The 19,488-nt window shown below is 73.1% G+C and carries 17 protein-coding genes; 10 read left to right on the forward strand and 7 right to left on the reverse strand.

Going from position 1 to position 19,488, the window contains the following annotated elements; all coding sequences use genetic code 11:
* Positions 1 to 202 precede the first annotated feature (202 nt).
* A complete protein-coding gene (locus tag D1781_RS15260) occupies positions 203 to 637 on the forward strand; it encodes an Rv3235 family protein (RefSeq protein WP_119483056.1) in 435 nt (144 codons plus the stop codon).
* A gap of 173 nt (positions 638 to 810) precedes the next feature.
* Here D1781_RS15260 and secA read toward each other — a convergent pair whose 3' ends face one another.
* Positions 811 to 3,678, reverse strand: coding sequence for a preprotein translocase subunit SecA (gene secA / locus D1781_RS15265; RefSeq protein WP_119483057.1), 2,868 nt, complete (start codon positions 3,676 to 3,678; stop codon positions 811 to 813).
* 219 nt (positions 3,679 to 3,897) lie between these two features.
* Between secA and D1781_RS15270 the strand changes: the two genes are divergently transcribed.
* From D1781_RS15270 to D1781_RS15280, 3 genes are read left to right on the forward strand one after another with little or no spacing between them, the layout of a single operon-like run.
* A complete protein-coding gene (locus D1781_RS15270) occupies positions 3,898 to 5,202 on the forward strand; it encodes an ABC transporter substrate-binding protein (protein ID WP_119483058.1) in 1,305 nt (434 codons plus the stop codon).
* A gap of 19 nt (positions 5,203 to 5,221) precedes the next feature.
* On the forward strand, positions 5,222 to 6,178 hold the full coding sequence (locus D1781_RS15275; protein ID WP_119483059.1) for a carbohydrate ABC transporter permease: 957 nt from the start codon (positions 5,222 to 5,224) through the stop codon (positions 6,176 to 6,178).
* Positions 6,175 to 7,077 (forward strand): carbohydrate ABC transporter permease, encoded by a 903-nt coding sequence (locus tag D1781_RS15280; protein ID WP_119483060.1) that lies wholly within the window; start codon positions 6,175 to 6,177, stop codon positions 7,075 to 7,077. Before D1781_RS15275 ends, D1781_RS15280 begins: the two co-directional genes overlap by 4 nt.
* 58 nt (positions 7,078 to 7,135) lie before the next feature.
* Here D1781_RS15280 and hpf read toward each other — a convergent pair whose 3' ends face one another.
* The 5 genes from hpf to mtrA form a co-directional block, all read right to left on the reverse strand.
* Positions 7,136 to 7,831, reverse strand: a complete 696-nt coding sequence (gene hpf, locus D1781_RS15285) for a ribosome hibernation-promoting factor, HPF/YfiA family (protein WP_119483061.1) — start codon at positions 7,829 to 7,831, stop codon at positions 7,136 to 7,138.
* 173 nt (positions 7,832 to 8,004) lie between these two features.
* On the reverse strand, positions 8,005 to 8,643 hold the full coding sequence (locus D1781_RS15290) for a ComF family protein (RefSeq protein WP_119483062.1): 639 nt from the start codon (positions 8,641 to 8,643) through the stop codon (positions 8,005 to 8,007).
* A gap of 59 nt (positions 8,644 to 8,702) precedes the next feature.
* The gene (locus D1781_RS15295; RefSeq protein ID WP_119483063.1) at positions 8,703 to 10,376 is read right to left on the reverse strand and encodes an LpqB family beta-propeller domain-containing protein; all 1,674 of its coding nucleotides are present in this window, start codon (positions 10,374 to 10,376) and stop codon (positions 8,703 to 8,705) included.
* Positions 10,373 to 12,043 carry an MtrAB system histidine kinase MtrB gene (gene mtrB, locus D1781_RS15300; RefSeq protein WP_119483064.1) on the reverse strand — a complete coding sequence of 557 codons (1,671 nt, stop codon included), beginning with the start codon at positions 12,041 to 12,043 and terminating at the stop codon, positions 10,373 to 10,375. Before mtrB ends, D1781_RS15295 begins: the two co-directional genes overlap by 4 nt.
* Before the next feature lie 4 nt (positions 12,044 to 12,047).
* The gene (mtrA, locus tag D1781_RS15305) at positions 12,048 to 12,728 is read right to left on the reverse strand and encodes an MtrAB system response regulator MtrA (protein ID WP_119483065.1); all 681 of its coding nucleotides are present in this window, start codon (positions 12,726 to 12,728) and stop codon (positions 12,048 to 12,050) included.
* Between the two features lie 182 nt (positions 12,729 to 12,910).
* Here mtrA and D1781_RS15310 point away from each other — a divergent pair, with 182 nt between their 5' ends.
* The 6 genes from D1781_RS15310 to D1781_RS15335 all read left to right on the forward strand — a co-directional run bounded on the left by D1781_RS15310 (position 12,911) and on the right by D1781_RS15335 (position 18,805).
* On the forward strand, positions 12,911 to 14,068 hold the full coding sequence (locus tag D1781_RS15310; RefSeq protein ID WP_119483066.1) for a DUF7847 domain-containing protein: 1,158 nt from the start codon (positions 12,911 to 12,913) through the stop codon (positions 14,066 to 14,068).
* On the forward strand, positions 14,065 to 14,703 hold the full coding sequence (locus D1781_RS15315) for a DUF4129 domain-containing protein (RefSeq protein ID WP_119483067.1): 639 nt from the start codon (positions 14,065 to 14,067) through the stop codon (positions 14,701 to 14,703). The genes D1781_RS15310 and D1781_RS15315 overlap by 4 nt, the downstream gene beginning before the upstream one ends.
* Positions 14,700 to 15,905 carry a DUF4350 domain-containing protein gene (locus D1781_RS15320; RefSeq protein WP_119483068.1) on the forward strand — a complete coding sequence of 402 codons (1,206 nt, stop codon included), beginning with the start codon at positions 14,700 to 14,702 and terminating at the stop codon, positions 15,903 to 15,905. The genes D1781_RS15315 and D1781_RS15320 overlap by 4 nt, the downstream gene beginning before the upstream one ends.
* The gene (locus D1781_RS15325; RefSeq protein WP_119483069.1) at positions 15,902 to 16,849 is read left to right on the forward strand and encodes an AAA family ATPase; all 948 of its coding nucleotides are present in this window, start codon (positions 15,902 to 15,904) and stop codon (positions 16,847 to 16,849) included. Before D1781_RS15320 ends, D1781_RS15325 begins: the two co-directional genes overlap by 4 nt.
* Positions 16,850 to 16,943: 94 nt before the next feature.
* Positions 16,944 to 18,275: a DUF58 domain-containing protein gene (locus tag D1781_RS15330; protein WP_119483070.1), complete on the forward strand. Its 1,332-nt coding sequence runs from the start codon at positions 16,944 to 16,946 to the stop codon at positions 18,273 to 18,275.
* A gap of 104 nt (positions 18,276 to 18,379) precedes the next feature.
* The gene (locus D1781_RS15335) at positions 18,380 to 18,805 is read left to right on the forward strand and encodes a PRC-barrel domain-containing protein (RefSeq protein WP_119483071.1); all 426 of its coding nucleotides are present in this window, start codon (positions 18,380 to 18,382) and stop codon (positions 18,803 to 18,805) included.
* Here the strand turns inward: D1781_RS15335 and D1781_RS15340 are convergent.
* Positions 18,789 to 19,385: a hypothetical protein gene (locus D1781_RS15340; protein ID WP_119483072.1), complete on the reverse strand. Its 597-nt coding sequence runs from the start codon at positions 19,383 to 19,385 to the stop codon at positions 18,789 to 18,791. The two genes, D1781_RS15335 and D1781_RS15340, sit on opposite strands and share 17 nt — an antisense overlap.
* Positions 19,386 to 19,488 lie beyond the last annotated feature (103 nt).

Raw genomic sequence — 19,488 nt, forward strand, 5'->3', positions numbered from 1 at the left:
CTCGGCGCGTGCGGGCGAGAACTCCTTCAGAACGAACTGCGCGTGCGCGCCCGCCGGTACCGCGGGAAGCAGGGGCGGCAGCTCGTCACTTATCCACAGATCCGCGGGATCGCTGGACGGCCCCGCGCACCATTTGCTTGGGTATGGCCACCCGCCTCGCCCGGGCGGTCCGCGAAGCCACCCGTTCGCCCCGGAGTTCCCCATGAGCGCCGTCCCGCCGCAGCCGCCTGCACGCCGTCACCTGACCGCGGTGCGGTCCGACGAGTTCTTCGACCGCCAGCGCACCCCGCGCTCCGAGCTGCCCGATCCCTCGGTGCTCGTCGAGAACCTCGCCACCGGCGTCGTCGAGGTGCTGGGCGGGGTGCGCGACCTCGAGCAGCTCGGCCGATGGCTGTCGGAGAGCGTCTACCGCCACCTGCTGCGCCGCTCGATCATCGCGGCCCGCGGCCGCGCCGTGCGCGGGCAGGCCGCCGCGCGACCGGTCGCCAAGGTCGCGGCCACGCGGATCACCTACCCCGCCGGCGACGTCGTCGAGGCGACGGTGCTGCTCCACGGCGCCGCCCGCACGCGCGCGGTGGCGATCCGCCTCGAGGGGATGGACTCGCGCTGGCGCGCGACGGCTCTCGCCGTGCTCTGACCCGTCAGGACGCGGGCTGATGTCGTGCTCGCGCCGCTCGCGCCTCGACCGGCCCGCCGTCGGTCGAGGCGCGAGCGGCAGCGAGCCCCGAGACCACCACGCCGCCGGATGCGAGCGAGCCCCGGGCCGCTCGTGCGAGGCGGTCCCGGGGCTCGCCCGACGCGGTGCTGCGCCTACTGCTGCCCGCGCTCGGCGGCGCGGCGCTGCTGGCGGTTCTGCTGGCCGCCCTGCTGACCGAAGGCGCCCTGCTGCTGCCCGAAGGCGCCGCGGGACGGGGCCGGACGCTGCGGCGCGGGACGCTGCGGACCGCCTCGCTGCGGGCCCTGGCCGCCGCGCGTCGGCTGGTCGTCGACCTCCGGGAACTCGCCCGCGAACGCCGCCTCCTGCTGCGCCGCCTCGAGCTGCGCCTTCGCGGTGGCCGCCCGCTCGAGCAGCCCGCGCTGGTTGCGCACCTCGACGCTGCCGTCGTCGGACGGGGCGCTGAACCGGAGGGTGTCGTTCGACTGACCCGCCTCGAGCCCGCGGGCGTTGACGCCGCCGGGCTGCACCTCGACCTCGAGGTTGTAGAGGAAGCCGATCGACTCCTCGCGGATCGCGCCCATCATCGTCTGGAACATGGAGTAGCCCTCGCGCTGGTACTCGACCAGCGGGTCGCGCTGCGCCATCGCCCGCAGGCCGATGCCGTCCTTCAGGTAGTCCATCTCGTAGAGGTGGTCGCGCCAGCGGCGGTCGATCACGGAGAGCACGACGCGGCGCTCGAGCTCGCGCATGGCCTCCTCGCCGAGCTCGTCCTCGCGGCGCCGGTACGCGATCTTCGCGTCCGACAGGATCTCGCGCTTGATGAAGTCGCGGTTCACGCGGCCCTTGCTGCCGGCCTCCGCGAGCACCTCCTCGATCGAGATCGAGATCGGGTACAGCGTCTTCAGCTCGGCCCACAGGGCGTCGAAGTCCCAGTCGTCGCCCGAGCCCTCGCCGGTGTGCGAGTCGACGACGTCGCCGATCACGGCCTCGAGGAACGTCTGCACCCGGACGTGGATGTCGTCGCCCTCGAGGATGTGGTGGCGGTCGCCGTAGATCGCCTCGCGCTGCCGGTTCAGGACGTCGTCGTACTTGAGGACGTTCTTGCGGATCTCCGCGTTGCGGGCCTCGACCTGCGACTGCGCGGAGCGGATCGCGCGGGAGACGACCTTCGACTCGATGGCCAGGTCGTCCGGCACCCCGGAGCGGCCCATGAGCGCCTCGGCGGCGCCCGCGTTGAACAGCCGCATCAGGTCGTCCTGCAGCGACAGGTAGAAGCGGGACTCCCCAGGGTCGCCCTGGCGCCCGGAGCGGCCGCGCAGCTGGTTGTCGATGCGGCGGGACTCGTGGCGCTCGGTGCCGAGCACGTAGAGGCCGCCGGCCTCGACGACGCGCACCGCCTCCTGCTCCACCTCGGCCTTGACGGCGCCGAACACGCCGTCCCACTGCGCCTCGTACTCGTCGGGCGTCTCGGACGGGGACAGCCCGCGGGCCGTCATCGCGGCGACCGCGAGGAACTCCGCGTTGCCGCCGAGCATGATGTCGGTCCCGCGGCCCGCCATGTTCGTGGCGACGGTGACGGAGCCGTACCGGCCGGCCTGGGCGACGATCGCCGCCTCGCGGGCGTGGTTCTTCGCGTTCAGCACCTCGTGCCGCACGCCCTTCTTGGCGAGCAGCTTCGAGAGGTACTCGCTCTTCTCGACGCTGGTCGTGCCGACCAGGACGGGCTGACCGCGGCGGCTGCGCTCCGCGATGTCCTCCACGACCTGGTTGAACTTCGACTCCTCGTTCTTGTAGATGAGGTCCGGCTGGTCGATGCGCCGCATCGGCTTGTTCGTCGGGATCGGGACGACGCCGAGCTTGTACGTCGACATGAACTCGGCGGCCTCGGTCTCGGCCGTGCCGGTCATGCCCGACAGCTTCTTGTAGAGCCGGAAGTAGTTCTGGAGCGTGACCGTCGCGTAGGTCTGGTTCTCCGCCTTGACCTGGACGTTCTCCTTGGCCTCGATGGCCTGGTGGATGCCCTCGTTGTAGCGCCGGCCCACGAGGATGCGCCCCGTGTGCTCGTCGACGATGAGCACCTCGCCGTTCATCACGACGTAGTCCTTGTCGCGCTTGAACAGCGCCTTCGCCTTGATCGCGTTGTTGAGGAACGAGATCAGGGGCGTGTTCGCGGACTCGTAGAGGTTGTCGATGCCGAGGTAGTCCTCGACCTTCTCGATGCCGGGCTCGAGCACGCCGACGGTGCGCTTCTTCTCGTCGACCTCGAAGTCGGTGCCGGGCCGCAGCTGCTTCGCGAGCTGCGCGAACTCGGCGAACCACCGGTTCGCCTCGCCGCTCGCGGCGCCGGAGATGATGAGCGGGGTGCGGGCCTCGTCGATGAGGATCGAGTCGACCTCGTCGACGATCGCGAAGTAGTGGCCGCGCTGCACGAGCTCGGACGGCTGCCACGCCATGTTGTCGCGGAGGTAGTCGAACCCGAACTCGTTGTTCGTGCCGTAGGTGATGTCGGCCTGGTACTGCTCGCGGCGCTCCTCCGGGGTCTGCCCGGAGAGGATCACGCCGGTCGTCATGCCGAGCGCGCGGAAGACGCGGCCCATGAGCTCCGACTGGTACGAGGCGAGGAAGTCGTTGACCGTGACGACGTGCACGCCGCGCGACGCGATCGCGTTGAGGTACGCGGGCATCGTCGCCACGAGGGTCTTGCCCTCGCCGGTCTTCATCTCGGCGATGTTGCCGAGGTGCAGCGCCGCGCCGCCCATGACCTGCACGTCGAACGGGCGCAGGCCGATGGTGCGGGAGGCCGCCTCGCGGACCGCCGCGAAGGCCTCGGGCAGCAGGTCGTCGAGCGACTCCCCCGCGGCGTAGCGCTCGCGGAGCTCCGCGGTCTCGCTCCGCAGCTCGTCGTCGCTGAGGTGCCGGAAGTCCTCCTCCAGGTGGTTCACCTGGTCGACGATGCGCTGGAGCTTCCGGAGCAGTCGCCCTTCGCCCATGCGCAGGGCCTTCTCGAGCACGTTCGCCACGTGGGCTCTCCCTCCGGCCCGGCCCGAAGCAGCCGGAACGTCAGCGATCGAATCTACCGCAGGCCCCTCGTCCGGGGGCGCGGGACGGCTCGCCGGTGCGTCGAGCGCTTGCGCGGGCGCCTGGGAACACGCCCCCGCCGCATCGGAGGGTGCTGAACGGGAGGCGATGCCCAGCGCGCTCACCGCTTGGATGGGGCGCTCCCGATCGGAGGATCCTCCATGCCCGTCTCTCGACGAACCCTGCTCGCCTCCGCCGGCGCGGCCTCCCTCACGACCCTGCTCGCCTCCTGCGCCGGCTTCACCGGCCAGTCCTCGAACGGCGGTGGCGGCGGCTCGTCGAAGGGCGCCGGCACCATCACCTTCACCACCTGGGCCTCCGACACCGAGAAGGCCGCCTACCAGCAGCTCATCGCGTCGTTCGAGAAGGCGCACAAGGGCGCCAAGGTCACCGCGAACTTCGTGCCCTACGCGCAGATGTTCACGAACATCGACGCGCAGCTCTCCGCCGGGAAGGCGCCGGACGTGTTCCGCGCCGGGTACGGGCAGATCGGCGGCTACGCCAAGCAGGGCGCCCTGCTCGACCTGTCGTCGTCGCTCGGCAGCGAGAAGAGCCGCTTCATCCCGGCGTTCTGGGAGGCGGTCAACTACGACGGGAAGCCCTACGGCGTCCCGCAGCAGACCGACACCTCGGCGATCGTCTACAACAAGCAGCTCATGTCGGACGCCGGCATCACCGCCTTCCCCGACTCGCTGGACAAGGCGTGGTCGTTCGACGAGTTCGCCGACGTGATGTCGAAGCTGCGCGCGAAGCTGCCCGCCTCGAAGTTCCCGTTCGCCTACAACTGGCAGCTCGCCGGCTCGCCGCGCTGGCTGTCGTGGCTGTTCGCCGCGGGCGGTCGCCTGCTCGACCAGGACCTGACGAAGGCCGCGCTGCCCTCGGCGGCCGGCACCAAGGCGCTCGACTACACCAAGGCCTTCTTCGAGAAGCAGTGGGTGCCGCAGAACTCGAGCACGAAGTCGAACACCTACGCCGACACGACCTGGCTCGCCGGCACGACCGCGATGGTCTCCGCGGGCAACTTCCTGCTGCCGGAGTTCACGAGCGCCAAGTTCGACTGGGGCGTGACCTACCTGCCGAAGGACCAGCGCGGCGCGGACGACCTCGGCGGCAACGCGCTCGTCGCGACGAAGGACGGCAACACGGAGCTCGCGACCGAGTTCCTGAAGTACATGGTCAGCGACGACGCCATGAGCGTGTTCTGCGGCAAGGCGCTCGAGCTGCCGACGCTGCAGAGCCTCGTCGGCAAGGACCTCGACTGGGACGCGCCGAAGGGCGTCATGCCCGTGTTCGTCGACCAGGCGACGACGATCACCGCCGACGACGTCGCGCAGCTGACCGTGCCGGCCTCCGCCGCGATCACCACCGTGCTCACCGACCAGCTCGAGGCCGCGTTCCGGCAGGGGCAGTCCACCTCCACGACCCTCGCGAACATCGCGACGGGCGTGAACAAGGCGGTCGCGTGACGCACCAAAGGCCGGCGCGATGACCGGCGTCACCGCGGGCTCGGCCGGCGCGGTCGCGGCGGCGACCCGGCGGCCGCCCGCGCCGCGCGGCTCCAGCCGGCGCCGGGCGCGCCTGCGCGAGACGCTGACGGGCTACGCCTTCGTCGGCCCGAACCTCGTGCTGCTCGGGCTCTTCCTCCTCTACCCGCTCGTGCTCGCCGCGGTCCTGTCCTTCTCGCGGTACACCGGGTTCGGGTCGCCGGAGTGGATCGGCATCGGCAACTACGCCGACCTGCTCTCGGACGCCGTCTTCTGGCGCGCGCTGATCAACACGACGGTGTTCACGGTGGCCACGCTCACGCTGTCGCTCGGCCTCGGCCTCGGCCTCGCGGTGCTGCTGAACAAGGCGCTGCCCGGCCGCGCGGTCTTCCGCACGATCGTCTACGCGCCGATGGTCGTCTCGGGCGTCGCATCGGGCCTCATCGGGGTCCTGATGTTCGACGAGAACACCGGCGTCGTCGACAAGGCGCTGATCGCGGCGGGCCTGCCGCCGATCCCGTGGCAGTCGAACGGCGGCGCGGCGATGGTCGCCGTGATCCTGATGACCGTGTGGGGCCGGACCGGCTTCAACATGGTCATCTACCTGGCGGGGCTGCAGGGCATCTCGGAGGAGCTGTACGAGGCGGCGGAGCTGGAGGGCGCGAGCGCCTGGCAGCGCTTCCGCTCGATCACCGTCCCGCTGCTCGGGCCGTCGACCTTCTTCCTCCTGATCATGAACGTCATCTACTCGTTCCAGGTCTTCGACCTCGTCTTCGTGCTCACCGGCGGCGGGCCCGGCAACGCGACGACGATGCTCACCACCTACGCCTACGCGAACGCCTTCACCACGCGCGCGCAGGGCTATGCGGCGGCGATCGGGATGGTGCTGCTCGTGCTGATGCTCGGGTTCGCCGCGGTGCAGTGGCGGCTCAACCGCGGACGGGACGTGACCGGATGACCGCGACGGCCGGGACCCGCACCCGCACCCCGTCCGCGGGCGTCGCGACCACCCGTAGTGGCCACCTCAGGTCGCGGCGGCGCCGGAACCGCGTCACCACGATCGTGCGCTTCGTGATCGCCCTCGTGGTCTGCGTCGTGATGGCCTTCCCGTTCTACTGGATGGTCGTCGTGTCGCTCTCCCCGAAGGACGACCTGTTCTCGACCGTGTTCAAGCTGTGGCCGTCCCGGCTCACCTTCGACAACTTCACGGCTCTGTTCGCGACCTACGACATCTCGACGTGGTTCGGGAACTCGCTCGTGATCACGGCGTTCGTGACGGTGCTAGGCGTCGTCGTGAACCTGCTCGCCGGGTACGCCTTCGCGAAACTGCGCTTCCTGGGCCGCGGCGCGATCTTCTTCGCCGCGCTCGCGACGCTCGTGCTGCCGGTGCAGGTGACGATGGTGGCCCAGTTCCGGCTCGTCAGCGACCTCGGCTTCTACGGCACCTACTGGGCGGTGATCCTGCCGTCCGCGGCGACCGCGACCGGGGTCTTCCTCGCGCGGCAGTTCATCCTCGGCATCCCGGACGAGCTGCTCGAGGCGGCGAAGCTCGACGGCGCCGGCTCGTTCCGCCTGTTCCGCTCCATCGTGCTGCCGCTGTGCCGGCCGCTCATCGCGGTGCTCGTCGTGCTGATCGCGATGGCCACCTGGAACGACTTCGCGTGGCCGCTGATCGCGCTGAAGCAGGACTTCCTGTTCACACTGCCGATCGGGCTGCTGTTCCTGCAGGGCCAGACGACGCCGGACTTCACGCAGATCATGGCGCTGTCGCTGATCGCGATCCTGCCGATGATCGCGCTGTTCCTCGCGACCCAGCGCTACTTCGTGCAGGGCATCGCCCGCAGCGGCATCCGCTGATCCGTTTCGAAGGAGTTCTCCGCGCGATCCGCGGAGAACTCCTTCAAAACGGACCCAGTCAGGCGGAGGCGGCGCCCGACGATGCGAGGACGCGCTCGGCGACCTCCTCGCGGCCGTCCAGGGCGATCACGCCGTAGTTCCAGCCGACGCGGCGGTACACGACGCTCGGCTCCCCGGTCGCGACGTCGATGAACAGGAAGAAGTCGTGGCCGACCAGCTCCATCCGGTCGACCGCCTCCTCGACGGTGAGCGCCTCGGCCGGAAACTGCTTCCTGCGGATCACGACGGGGCTCGCCGCCTCGTCCGTGCGCTCCTCGGCGAGCTGCTCGACCGCGTCGTCGGTCGCCTCCGCCTGGCGCAGCAGGGCGGCGTCGGCGGGGACGACCCCGTGGGCGGCGAACGCCTGGGTGCTCGCGTCGTGCAGGCTCTCGAGCCGGTTGCCGTGGCCCCGGTGCACCTTCTTGCGGTCCTTCGCGCGACGGATCCGCTCCATCAGCTTGTTCAGGGAGACGTCGAAGGCCGCGAACTTGTCGATGCCGGACGCCTCGGCCCGCACGACCGGGCCCGGTCCGATGAGGGTCATCTCCACCCGGTCGTCGCCGGCCGTGCCGTTCGTCTCGTGGTGGCGGCAGAGCCGCACCTCCAGGGCGAGCGCACGGTCCGCGAGATGCTCGACCCGCTCCGCCTTCTCCTCCACGTAGGAGCGGAAGCGGTCCGTGATCTCCACGTTGCGACCGATGAGCGTGACGTCCATCGGGACCTCCCTCTGTCGCGGCGCGCCGCCCTGGTCGGACCTCCCTGGTCGCCTGGCGGCGGCCCCCGCGGAGGGCCGGGCGGTCTTCTTCGACGCCGTAGAGGAACGCTAGACCGCCTGCCCCGCCCGCGTCACTCCCCACTCATCGGACTCCTGGGTGCCACGCCGAGGACTCACCGGCGCGGCGTGGAAGCGAGCGTCGCCGCGCCGACGACCCTGCCGCCGGCCGCGGCGACCGCCCGCGCCGCCTCGGTCAGCGTCGCCCCGGTCGTGACGACGTCGTCGACGAGCAGCACGCGGGCGCCCGCCGCCGCCGGCCGCGCCGCCATCACGCGCTCCAGGTTGGCGATGCGCTCCTCCCGCCCGAGCCGCACCTGGTCCCGGGGTCGGCGCACGAGCCGGAGCAGGTCCGCGTGCGGCAGACGCGCGCGGCGCAGGAGCAGGCGGACCGGGTCGTAGCCGCGCTCCACCGCGGATCTGCGGGTGCGCGCCATCGGCACGAGCAGCAGCCCGTCGCCGTCCACCTCGTCGAGCGCCGCGGCGACCGCTGCCCGCAACGCGACGGCGAGCGGTCCGGCGAGCCCGGTCCGCCCCTCGTTCTTGAACGCGACGACGACCGGCTGCACGACTCCCGCGTAGTCGAGCGCACTCGCGACGCGCAGCCCCGCGACCGTCCGCCGCGACACCTGCGGCCGCAGCCGGAGGCGGCACTCGGCGCAGAGCGCGGGCCCCGCCAGGCCGCAGCCCGTGCAGTCGACGGGCAGCACGAGCTCCTGCAGGAGCCCGGCGACGCGAGGGAGGGACGTGGGCACTCGCGCAGCCTGCCGAGACGCGGCGCGCTGCGCACGGCCGCAGCCTGGGGAGGAGCGGATCAGCGCTGGACGGCGAGCACCGACACGTCGGTCTGGACCTTCGACTCGGCCTGCCAGAGGTTGTTGTTCCAGACCCAGAGCGCGCCGCTCTCGAGCCGCACCCGCAGGTCGGCCTGCTCCGAGGTGCCGACGATCGTCCGCGCGTTCGTCAGCTGCCCGAGCGCCAGGTCGACGCCGCCGAGCTGCTGCACGCGGACGCGGTCGGTCGTGTTGTCGGGCGCGCTCGACAGCACGGCGACGGCGCCGTCGTCCTGCCAGGTGGCGTCGATCCCCTTGCCGCCGCCGCCGACCGCGACCTCGTAGTGGGCGGTCGTCAGCCCGATCGGCGTGCCGTCCGCCGTGCGCTCGATGCCCGCGACGATCGCCTGCGGGCCGGTCGAGTCGTTCTGCACCAGCACGAGCATCCGGGTGCCGTCCGGCGAGGCCTCGATGGCGGTCACCGAGTCGCCGGGGATGCCCCCGATCAGGCTCACGGTCTTCTTCCCGTTCCAGGCCTGCAGACCGCCCGGATCGGTCTTCGGGATCGAGTACACCCAGCCGCGCTGATCGACGGTGGGCGGCAGGAGGTCGGCGCGCTCGTCCGCGATGCGCGGGGCGCCGCTCGCGCCGACGACCGCCACCCGCTGCGAGCCGTCGAGGACGGCCGCGAACTTCTGCCGCATCGAAATCGTGACCGCGCTCGGCCGGGTCGCGGCGATCCGCCGGCCCAGCGTCGGCTCCTCCGAGAAGTCACCGTTCGCACCGAGCGTGCCGAACCGGCCGCTCAGCAGCACGTAGGCGTCCAGGCTGCCCGGCTGGTTGACGAGCTGCTCCGCGCGGGGCGCGATCCTGCCGTTCACGACGAGGCGGACGGCCGTCGGCGTGGGCAGCAGCGCGGACTGGATCAGCTGCTGCTGCATGCGGGTCAGCGTCGCCGCGTTCGGCTCGGCCCCGGCGACGCGCAGGGCGACCGTGTACGTGCCCGCCGGGCCCTCCACGATCCCCTGCAGCTGGGCGCCGCTCAACGCGTTCGCGGTGATGCCGTTCGCGAGCGGCCCGGCCGGCCCGTTGATGAGCGTGCGGACGACGTCCTCGAGCCGGGGGCCGCCGGACGAACCGGACGACTGCACGGGGAACCAGCGCACGTCCGGCACCAGGCGGGTCCACGTCGGATCGAAGAACTCGAGGGCCTGCGGGCGGTACTGCCGCTGGAACACCGACGGGCCGAGCACGATGCCGTCCGGAGCCGAGGCGATGCGCCACTGCCCGCGCTGCTGGACGAGGTCGAAGTCGAGCGGGACCGTCTTCGTCTCCGCGACGTACACGCCGTGCTCGTTCACGCTCGCGCTCGTCGGGACCTCGAACCGCAACGCCGTGTCGCTGACGGTGACGACGGTCGGCTGCGCCTCCTGCACGAGCACCCGATCCCGTGGCTTCCACCGCTTGGCGAACTCGGTGCTGAGGTACTGCTTCGCGACCTTCAGATCGCCTCCTGCGCTCGCAGCGCTGAGGAAACCGGTCACGATCTCGCGGGGGTTCGCGCCCGCGGCGGGCGGGTTCGGCAGGTAGATGATGCTGGTGTCGTTCGGCCCCTCGGTCGAGCCCGCCTGGACCGTGCCGCTCGTCGGGATCTCCGCGCAGCCGGTGAGGACCAGGGCGAGGACGGCGAGCGCGCCGATCGCCGCGCGCCTCATGACCCGACCCGAGCGGGTCGGCGGAGCAGCGAGCGCTTCTGCTGCTTCGGCTCCGGAGCGGCGTCCGCCGGGACGAGCGGGACCGGGCGCGAGTCGTCGAGCGCGCCGGAGTCGCGGGGCAGCGTGAGGACGAAGTTGGTCCCGTCCCCGCGCCGGCTCCAGACCTCGAGCGTGCCGCCGTGCAGGACGGCGTCCTCGAGGCTGATGGCGAGCCCTAGGCCGGTGCCGCCGATCCGCCGCTGCCGGGACGGGTCGGCCCGCCAGAACCGGTCGAAGACCCGCTCGGCGTCCTGCGGCGCCATGCCGATCCCGTGGTCCCGCACCCCCACGGCCACGGCGGTGCCGGAGCTGTCGACCGTGATGTCGATGGGCCGGCCCTCGCCGTGCTCGAGCGCGTTGGCGAGCAGGTTGCGCACGATGCGCGCGATCCGTCGGGAGTCCACGTCCACCGGAGCGTGGCCGCCGGGCGTGTGCACCCGCATCGCGCTCCCGGTCTCGTCGACCAGCGCGCCGAGGGCGTCGACGCCCTCGCGGACGAGATCGACGAGGTTCGTCGGCTCGCCGCGCAGGTCGGCGGCGTGCGCGTCCATCCGGCTGATCTCGAGCAGGTCGGCGAGGAGGGCCTCGAAGCGTTCGACCTGGGCCTTGAGCAGCTCGGCCGAGCGGGCGGTCGGGGCGTCGTACCGCTGCCGCGCGTCGTAGAGCACGTCGGAGGCGAGCCGGATCGTGGTCAGCGGCGTCCGCAGCTCGTGCGATACGTCGGACACGAAGCGCTGCTGGACCCGCGACAGGTTCGCCAGCTGGGTGATCTGCCGCTGCAGGCTCTCGGCCATCCGGTTGAAGGAGGTCGCGAGCGTTGCGACGAGATCGCCGCCGCGCACCGGGATGCGCCGCTCCAGGTGGCCGTCCGCGAGCTGCTCGCTGGTGGCCGCGGCCGTGCGCAGCGGCGCGACGACGAGGTTCGACACGAAGGCCGCGACGCCGCCGATGAGCACGAGCAGCGCGAGGCCGCCGATGAACAGGGCGCGCTGGACGACGGTCAGCGTCTCCTGCACGTCGTTGAAGTCGTAGATGAGGTAGAGCTCGCTCCGGCCGCCCGCGAAGGTCAGCACGTCGCCGACGATCACGGCGGGGTGCACCTCGCCGCTCTTCACGGGGACCGCGATGGACTGCCAGTGCTGGCCGCCGCCCTTCAGCAGCGTCTCCCGGAGCGCCGGGCTGATCAGCTGCTCGATCCCCTCGCCCTCGGAGGTCGCGACGCGGGCGAGCGGGATCGAGCCCGGCGTCGGCGTGTTCACCCAGACGAGCTCCGTCGGCCTGGCGACCTGGATGACGCTGCTGATCGCCTGCGCCTGGACGCTCTCGAGCACCGACGAGTCCGCCGACGGGGTGTTGAGGATGATCTCCTGCGCGGAGTCGGTGGCGCGCTGCGACTGCGACTCGACCTGCGCGAGCCGGTCCTGGAACAGGCCCTGCGCGATCGTGTACGTCACGACCGCGCCGACGGCGGCGAGCGCCAGCGACGACAGCAGCAGCGTGACCGCCACGGCGCGCACCTGCAGGGAGCGCCGCCAGAGCCGCACCGGGGAGGCGAACCCGCTCCGGACGCGCGTCGCCGCGACCGCCGCGCGGAGCGACGCCGGTGTGCGGTGCTGCTCCGCGGTCATGGGATCAGACGGCGGCGCCGGCGCGGTAGCCGACGCCGCGGACCGTGGTGACGATCCGCGGGTTCTCGGGGTCGACCTCGACCTTGGCGCGCAGCCGCTGCACGTGGACGTTCACGAGGCGGGTGTCCGCCTTGTAGTGGTAGCCCCACACCTGCTCGAGCAGCATCTCCCGGGTGAACACCTGGTGCGGCTTCGACGCCAGGGTGTGCAGCAGGTCGAACTCGAGCGGCGTGAGCGGGATGGCCGCGCCGCCGCGCGACACCTCGTGGCCGGCGGCGTCGACGGTCAGGTCGCCGATGCGGAGGCGGTTGCCGGGGACGGCGGCCGCGGGGCGGAGGCGGGTGCGGATGCGGGCGACGAGCTCCTTCGGGTCGAACGGCTTGACGACGTAGTCGTCCGCGCCCGACTCGAGGCCCTCGACGACGTCGGCGGTGTCCGACTTCGCGGTCAGCATGATGATCGGGGCGCCGCTCTCGGCCCGGATCGTGCGGCAGACCTCGATGCCGTCGACGCCGGGCAGCATCAGGTCGAGCAGCACGAGGTCCGGATCGGTGGCGCGGAAGCGCGCGAGCGCCTCGGCACCGTCCGAGCAGAACACCGGCTCCCAGCCCTCGCTCGAGACCACGATGCCGATCATCTCCGCCAGGGCGGTGTCGTCGTCGACGACCAGGATCCGACCGCTCATGCCGCCTTCCGGGAACGCTCAGGTCGCCGCGTCTCCATCGACGGGCGAAATCGGGGTGGGGTCAGCGTAATCGAACCGTGACACACGCCGTGCCCCCTGTTCGGCGTGCGGATGCGGATCCGGCCGATGTCCCCCGCCGCGAGGCGCAGACCGGCGGGGGCGCGGCGTGAAAGCATGCACGCATGGCTGATCAGGGCGCCGACTGGACCTCGCCCGGCGGCGGACCGCGGCGCGACGCGGACCCGCCCCGGTACGGCGAGCGGATCCCGGGCTGGACCTCGCCCGCGGAGCAGCAGCCCGCCCCGGTCGTCCCGCAGGCCTACACGCCGCCGCCGAAGCCCGGACTCGTGCCGCTGCACCCGCTGTCGTTCGGGCAGCTGCTCGGCGGCGCCTTCCAGGTCATCCGCTACAACCCCCGCGCCACGGTCGCTCCCGCGCTCATCATCAGCTTCCTCCAGAACCTCCTGGTCCTCGGCCTGACCTACGGGATCGGCATCGCGACGTTCGACCGCGTCGAGCGCGCGACCAACGACGCCGACCGCGCGGCCATCGCGCTCGGCGGCGCCGCGACCGGCGGCGCGGCCGCGCTCGCGGTGATCGTCGCCAGCGTCATCGCCACGGCGCTGCTCCAGGGCATCCTCACGCGCGTCGTCGCGGACGGCGTGCTCGGCCGGCGTCCGACGGCCGGCGAGGCGCTGCGCGCCGCGGGCCGCCGGTTCTGGCCGCTCGTCGGCTACTCCCTGCTGCTCGGCGTGATCCAGCTGGTGCTGGTCCTCGTGCTCGCCGCGAGCGTGGTCGGTCTGGTCGTCGCGTTCTCGGGCGTCGCGAACGACATCGGCATCCTCTACGCGGTCCTCATCGCCATCCCGATCGGGCTCGCGCTCCTCGTCGTCTACGGCTTCTTCGCGGTCAAGTTCGCGCTCGCGCCCTCCGCCATCGTGCTGGAGCGCAAGCCGGTCCTCGCCTCGATCCGCCGCTCGTGGACCCTGACGCGCCGCGCGTTCTGGCGCACCTTCGGCCTGCTCGCGCTCGTCACGATCATGGTCTCGGCCGCGGCGCAGATCGTCTCGCTGCCGTTCTCCATCCTCGGCAGCGCGATCGCCGGCCTGCTCTACCCGAACAGCGGCGGGGACGTGCAGAGCACCCTCGTCACCGCGCTCGTCTCGAGCATCCCCGGGGTGCTCGTCACGGTCGTCGTCACGGGGATCGGCCAGATCGCGCAGGTCGGCGCGATCGTGCTCGTCTACCTCGACCGCCGGATGCGCACCGAGGGCCTCGACCTCGAGCTGCGCCGGTTCGTCGAGCAGGGCGGCGACGACCCGTACGAGCGGATCGGATGACCGTGCTGCCGGCCGCCGTGCCGGTGGCGCCCGACGCGGGCACCGCGCGCCGGTGGCTGCTCGACGAGCTGGCGAAGCCGGCGTACGCGGCCGCGCAGCCGACGCCGTGGGACCGCGCGGTCCAGGCGTTCCTGCAGTGGTTCACCGGGCTGTTCGACGTGCGCGGCTCCAGCACCCCGCCGATCCTGCTCGCGGTCGCGATCGCCGTGGTGGTCGCCGTGCTCGTCGTGGCCCTGCTGCTGTTCGGCCTGCCGCGGCGCAACCGGCGGAGCCGGACCGGCTCGCTGTTCGGCGACGACGACCGGCGGTCCGCCGACGAGATGCGCCGCGCGGCGGAGGCGGCGGTCGCCCGCGGCGACTTCTCGCTCGCGGTGCTCGAGCGCTTCCGCGCCGTCGCTCGCGGCCTCGACGAGCGGACGCTCGTCGCCGTCTTCCCCGGCACGACCGCCTCCGCGTTCGCCTCGACCGCGGCCCGCGCCTTCCCCGCGGAGCACGGCGAGCTGCAGGCCGCCGCGGAGCTGTTCGACGGCGTCCGGTACGCCGACGAGACCGCGACGCGGGAGGACGCCCTCTCCGTCGCGGCGCTCGACGACCGGCTCGCCGCAGCCCGACCCGCGGCGCTGGAGCCCGCGTGACGTCGACCGCGGCACCCGAGGCCGTCACCCCGACCGTCCGCGCCACCCTCCGCCGCGCCCGGTTCTGGATCGTCGCCGCGCTCGTGGTCGCGGTGATCGGGATCGGCACCGCCGTTGTGAACTCCACGGCGTCCCTCGGCGGCGACTTCGACCCGGCGAACCCGGGTCCGGAGGGCGCCCGCGCGCTCCGCAGCGTCCTCGAGCAGCAGGGCGTCCGCGTCCGCGTGACGAGCACGGTCGCGGAGAGCGGAGCCATGCCCGGCACGCTCCTCATCGACGACGCGGAGGCGGACCTGACGCCCGCCGCCTGGCGCCGGCTGCTCGACGGGCGCGAGCGCGTGGTCGTCGTCTCCCCCGGCCGCGCGGCGCTCGACGCGGTGCTCCCGGGCACGCAGGCGTCGGGCAGGCCGTCCGGCCGCACGGCGAGCGCCGGCTGCGACCTGCCGCTCGCGCAGCGGGCGGGGGCGATGTCGCTGACCGGCGTGCGCCTGAGCCTCCGCTCCTCCGCCTCGACCGTCTGCTTCTCCGACGGCGGCGGACGCGCCCAGCTCGTCGCGGGCGCGCACGACGGCGTGCAGGTGCTGCTCCTCGCCGACCGGGCCGCCTTCACGAACGAGCACGTCGCCGCCTCCGGCAACGCCGCCGTCGCGCTCGGGGCGCTCGGCAGCGGCCGCGACCTCGTCTGGTTCCGGCAGTCGCCGACCGACCCCGCCATCGCCGGGGCGCCGAGCCTGCAGGACCTCACCCCGCCGTGGGTGACCCCGCTCGTCGCGCTGCTGCTGCTCGGCGGCCTCGCCGCCGCGCTCTGGCAGGGCCGCCGGCTCGGCCCGATCGTCGTCGAGGCGCTGCCCGTCGCGGTCCGCTCCCGCGAGACCGTCGAGGGGCGCGCCCGCCTCTACAACCGCGGCGCCGCCCGCCTCCACGCCGCCGACGCGCTGCGCATCGGCGCGATCCGGCGGATGGCGCCGAACCTCGGCCTGTCCCGCACCGCCTCCGTGACCGAGGTGATCGACGCGACCGTGCGGCTCACCGGCCGCCCGCGGCAGCAGGTCGAGGCCGTGCTGCTCGCCGAGGAGCCCGGCGGCGACGGCGACCTCGTGCGCATCTCCGACGACCTCGCCCGGCTGGAGGCGGCCGTCCGCGCGGCCGCCGTGCCCGGCGCCTCCTCCTCCCCCACCTCCCCGACGTCTGGAGACCGATGACCGACGACCTTCGTGAGCGACTCGCCGCCGTCCGCACGGAGGTGGGCAAGGCCGTGGTCGGCCAGGAGGCCGCCGTCAGCGGCCTGATCGTCGCGCTGCTCGCGCGCGGCCACGTGCTGCTCGAGGGCGTGCCCGGCGTCGCGAAGACGCTGCTGGTGCGCTCCCTCTCCGCCTCCCTCGCGCTCGACACGACGCGCGTGCAGTTCACCCCGGACCTGATGCCGGGCGACGTGACCGGCTCGACCGTGTTCGACGCCGGCACGGGGAAGTTCGACTTCCGGCCCGGGCCCGTGTTCACGAACCTGCTGCTCGCCGACGAGATCAACCGCACGCCGCCGAAGACGCAGAGCGCCCTGCTCGAGGCGATGGAGGAGCGGCAGGTCACCGTCGACGGCGTCTCGCGGCCGCTGCCCGACCCCTTCCTCGTCGCGGCGACCCAGAACCCCGTCGAGTACGAGGGCACCTACACGCTGCCCGAGGCGCAGCTCGACCGCTTCCTCATGAAGATCGTGCTCGACCTGCCGGCGCGCGACCAGGAGGTGGAGGTGCTCGTGCGGCACGCGGGCGGCTTCGACCCGCGCGACCTGTCGCAGCTGCAGCCCGTCCTCACGCCGGAGCAGCTGCGCGCGGCCCGCGCGGCGGTGCGCGACGTCCGCGCGACCGACGACGTGCTCGGGTACGTCGTCGACCTCGTCCGCGGCACCCGCTCCGCGCCGTCCGTGCAGCTCGGCGTCTCGCCCCGCGGTGCCGCCGCCCTGCTCGCCGCGTCGCGGGCCTGGGCGTGGCTGCGCGGCGCGCCCGCGCTCACGCCGGACCACGTGCAGGACATGGCGCTGCCCGTGCTGCGGCACCGCATCCGTCTCCGCCCCGAGGCGGAGCTCGAGGGCATCTCCGTGGACGCGGTGCTGCGCAGCATCATCGCGACGGTCCAGGTCCCCCTGTGATCGCCGCCCTCAGCGCGGACTTGTCACCAGACGCCCTTCTCGACGCCCGGGAAGGGCGTCTGGTGACCAGTCCGCGCTCCCCGGAGGTGCGGCCGTGGTGATCACCGGGCGGGTGCCGCTGCTGCTGCTGATCGGCGCGGTGCCCGTCGTCGTGCTCGGCTCCTTCGGCGCCGGCTGGGCGGTCGGCACCCTCGTCGGCTGGCTCGCCCTGGTCGTGCTCCTCGTCGTGCTCGACACCGCGCTGGCCACGAGCCCGCGGCGGGTGCGGCTGGACCGCGAGCTGCCCGGCGCCGTCCGGCTCGGCGAGCCGACGGAGGCGACCCTGCTCGTCACGAACCCGGGCACGCGGGCGATCCGCGGGCTGCTGCGCGACGCCTGGCAGCCCTCCGCGGGCGCGACCCCGACCCGCTGGGCGCTCGACCTGCCCGGCGGCGAGCGCCGCGCCTTCCGCGCGACCCTCGTGCCCGTCCGCCGTGGCGAGCGCCGCGCCGAGCAGGTCACCGTCCGGTCGCTCGGCCCGCTCCGCGTCGCCGGGCGTCAGGCGACCCTGAAGGCGCCCGGAGCCGTGCGGGTGCTGCCGCCCTTCCGGTCGCGCCGCCACCTCCCGAGCCGGCTCGCGCGGCTCCGGGAGCTCGACGGCCGCACGCTGCTGCAGGTCCGCGGGCAGGGCACCGAGTTCGACTCGATCCGCGACTACGTCCGCGGCGACGACGTGCGCTCGATCGACTGGCGTGCGACCGCCCGCAACCCCGCGCTGCCGGGGGCCGGGCAGCGCCTCATGGTGCGCACGTGGCGGCCGGAACGCGACCGTCGGGTCGTCGTGGTGGTCGACTCCGGCCGCACCTCCGCGGCACGCATCGACGACGAGCCGCGACTCGACACGGCGTTCGAGTCGACCCTGCTGCTCACGGCCCTCGCGGCCCGGGCCGGCGACCGCACGGACCTGCTCGTCTGGGACCGCCGCGTCCGAGCCCGCGTGCACGCCGCCGCGCCGTCGGACGTGCTGCACCGGATGGTCGACGCGATGGCGCCCGTCGAGCCCGAGCTGCTCGAGACCGACTGGTCGGGCGTGCCCGCGCAGGTCCGCGCCCTCACCTCGCAGCGGGCCCTCGTGGTGCTGATCACCTCGCTCGAGGGGTCCGGCACCGCCCGGGCGCTGCTCACGATGCTCCCCCAGCTGACCAGCCGGCACCTCGTCGTGATCGCCTCCGTCACCGATCCGGCCGTCGTCGCGATGACCGAGGAGCGCGGGAACCTCGACGAGACGTACCTCGCCGCGGCGGCCGAGCGGACCCTGCTCGACACGGACCGGATCGCCGCGGCGGCGCAGCGGCTCGGCGCGCAGGTCGTCACCGCGCCTCCCGCGGACCTGCCGCCCGCGCTCGCCGACCGGTACCTCGCCTTGAAGGCGGCTGGACGCCTCTAGCGCTCGCACGACCTGCACGGAACCCTTTGACCGGCGACTCAGGTCGTGCTGGCCGCCTGCCCAGCCTGATCGGCGACCGTTGAGCGATCGGATCCGGAGGGGACATGATCACGAGCGAGGACATCGACCGCATCATCGGCGCGGACGCCCTGGACAGCCAGGACGACCGTATCGGTGAAGTCAGCCAGGTCTATGTGGACGAGTCGACCGACAACCCGACGTGGGTGAGCGTGCGGCTGGGGCTGCTGAGCGGTGCCGAGGTGCTCGTGCCCCTGGACGACGCGGAGTGGGACGACCACGCGCTGCACGTCACCGTCGAGCGGCAGACCGCGCGGGAGGCCCCGCGCAAGGAGATGGACGAGCCGCTGACCGAGGCGGAGCAGGAGCGGCTGTACACGCACTACGGCATCCCCACGGTGCGGCACCCGCGGTCGGAGCTCGGCCTGATGGAGGTCGACCCGGACGACGTCTGCTACGCCGTGCACGAGGACGCCGCCGTGGAGGCACGGGACCTCACGCGGGCGTCGTGAGGGCGGTCCGCTCCACGACGACCAGCACGCGCTGCGGCGGCGTCGTACCGCTGACGGCGCCGGCGACCGTGATCCAGGGCCCGTCGGCGAACCGGTACTCGGCCGAGTAGACCACCGTCACCGCTGCCCGTCGGTCGGCACGGGATCGGTAGACGTGACTCGTGCGCGTCTCGGTCAGCTCCTCCTGGCCCAACGATGCCCACGAGCCGCCGGCCGTGGAGGTGGCGCGGGTCGAGCCGTCGCCGTAGTCGAAGCGGTAGGCCCGAGGCGTGAAGCGCACCTGCGCCGTGTTCCCGAGCAGCTCTCCGGACACCGTGATCGGGGTGGACTCGACCCAGAAGTTCGCCGGGACCCCGATCACCGCCCATCCGTCGGGCTCGGCGCGCAGGGTCGCGGTCGCGGGCAGGAACCGGGCGACGTCGGCGATCGTGACGGTCGCCGCGGGAGCCCCGGGCGTTCCCGGCTGCGCGGGATCGATCGGGATGAGCGGGTTGAGCAGGTTCGTGGCACGCAGGTCGCACGACTGCCCGGCGCCGTAGCAGGCCGCATCGAGCAGCGCCTGGAGCTCGTCATCGGTCAACGGCCGCCCCGGTCCGCCCGGCCGCGCGGGGGTGCCCTTCGAGCCGCCGGTGCCGGAGTGGACGGTGCCGACGACGTCGACCCCGGTCCCGTTGGAGGTGCCG

It is taken from the genome of Amnibacterium setariae (assembly GCF_003581425.1).
Classification (GTDB): domain Bacteria; phylum Actinomycetota; class Actinomycetes; order Actinomycetales; family Microbacteriaceae; genus Amnibacterium; species Amnibacterium setariae.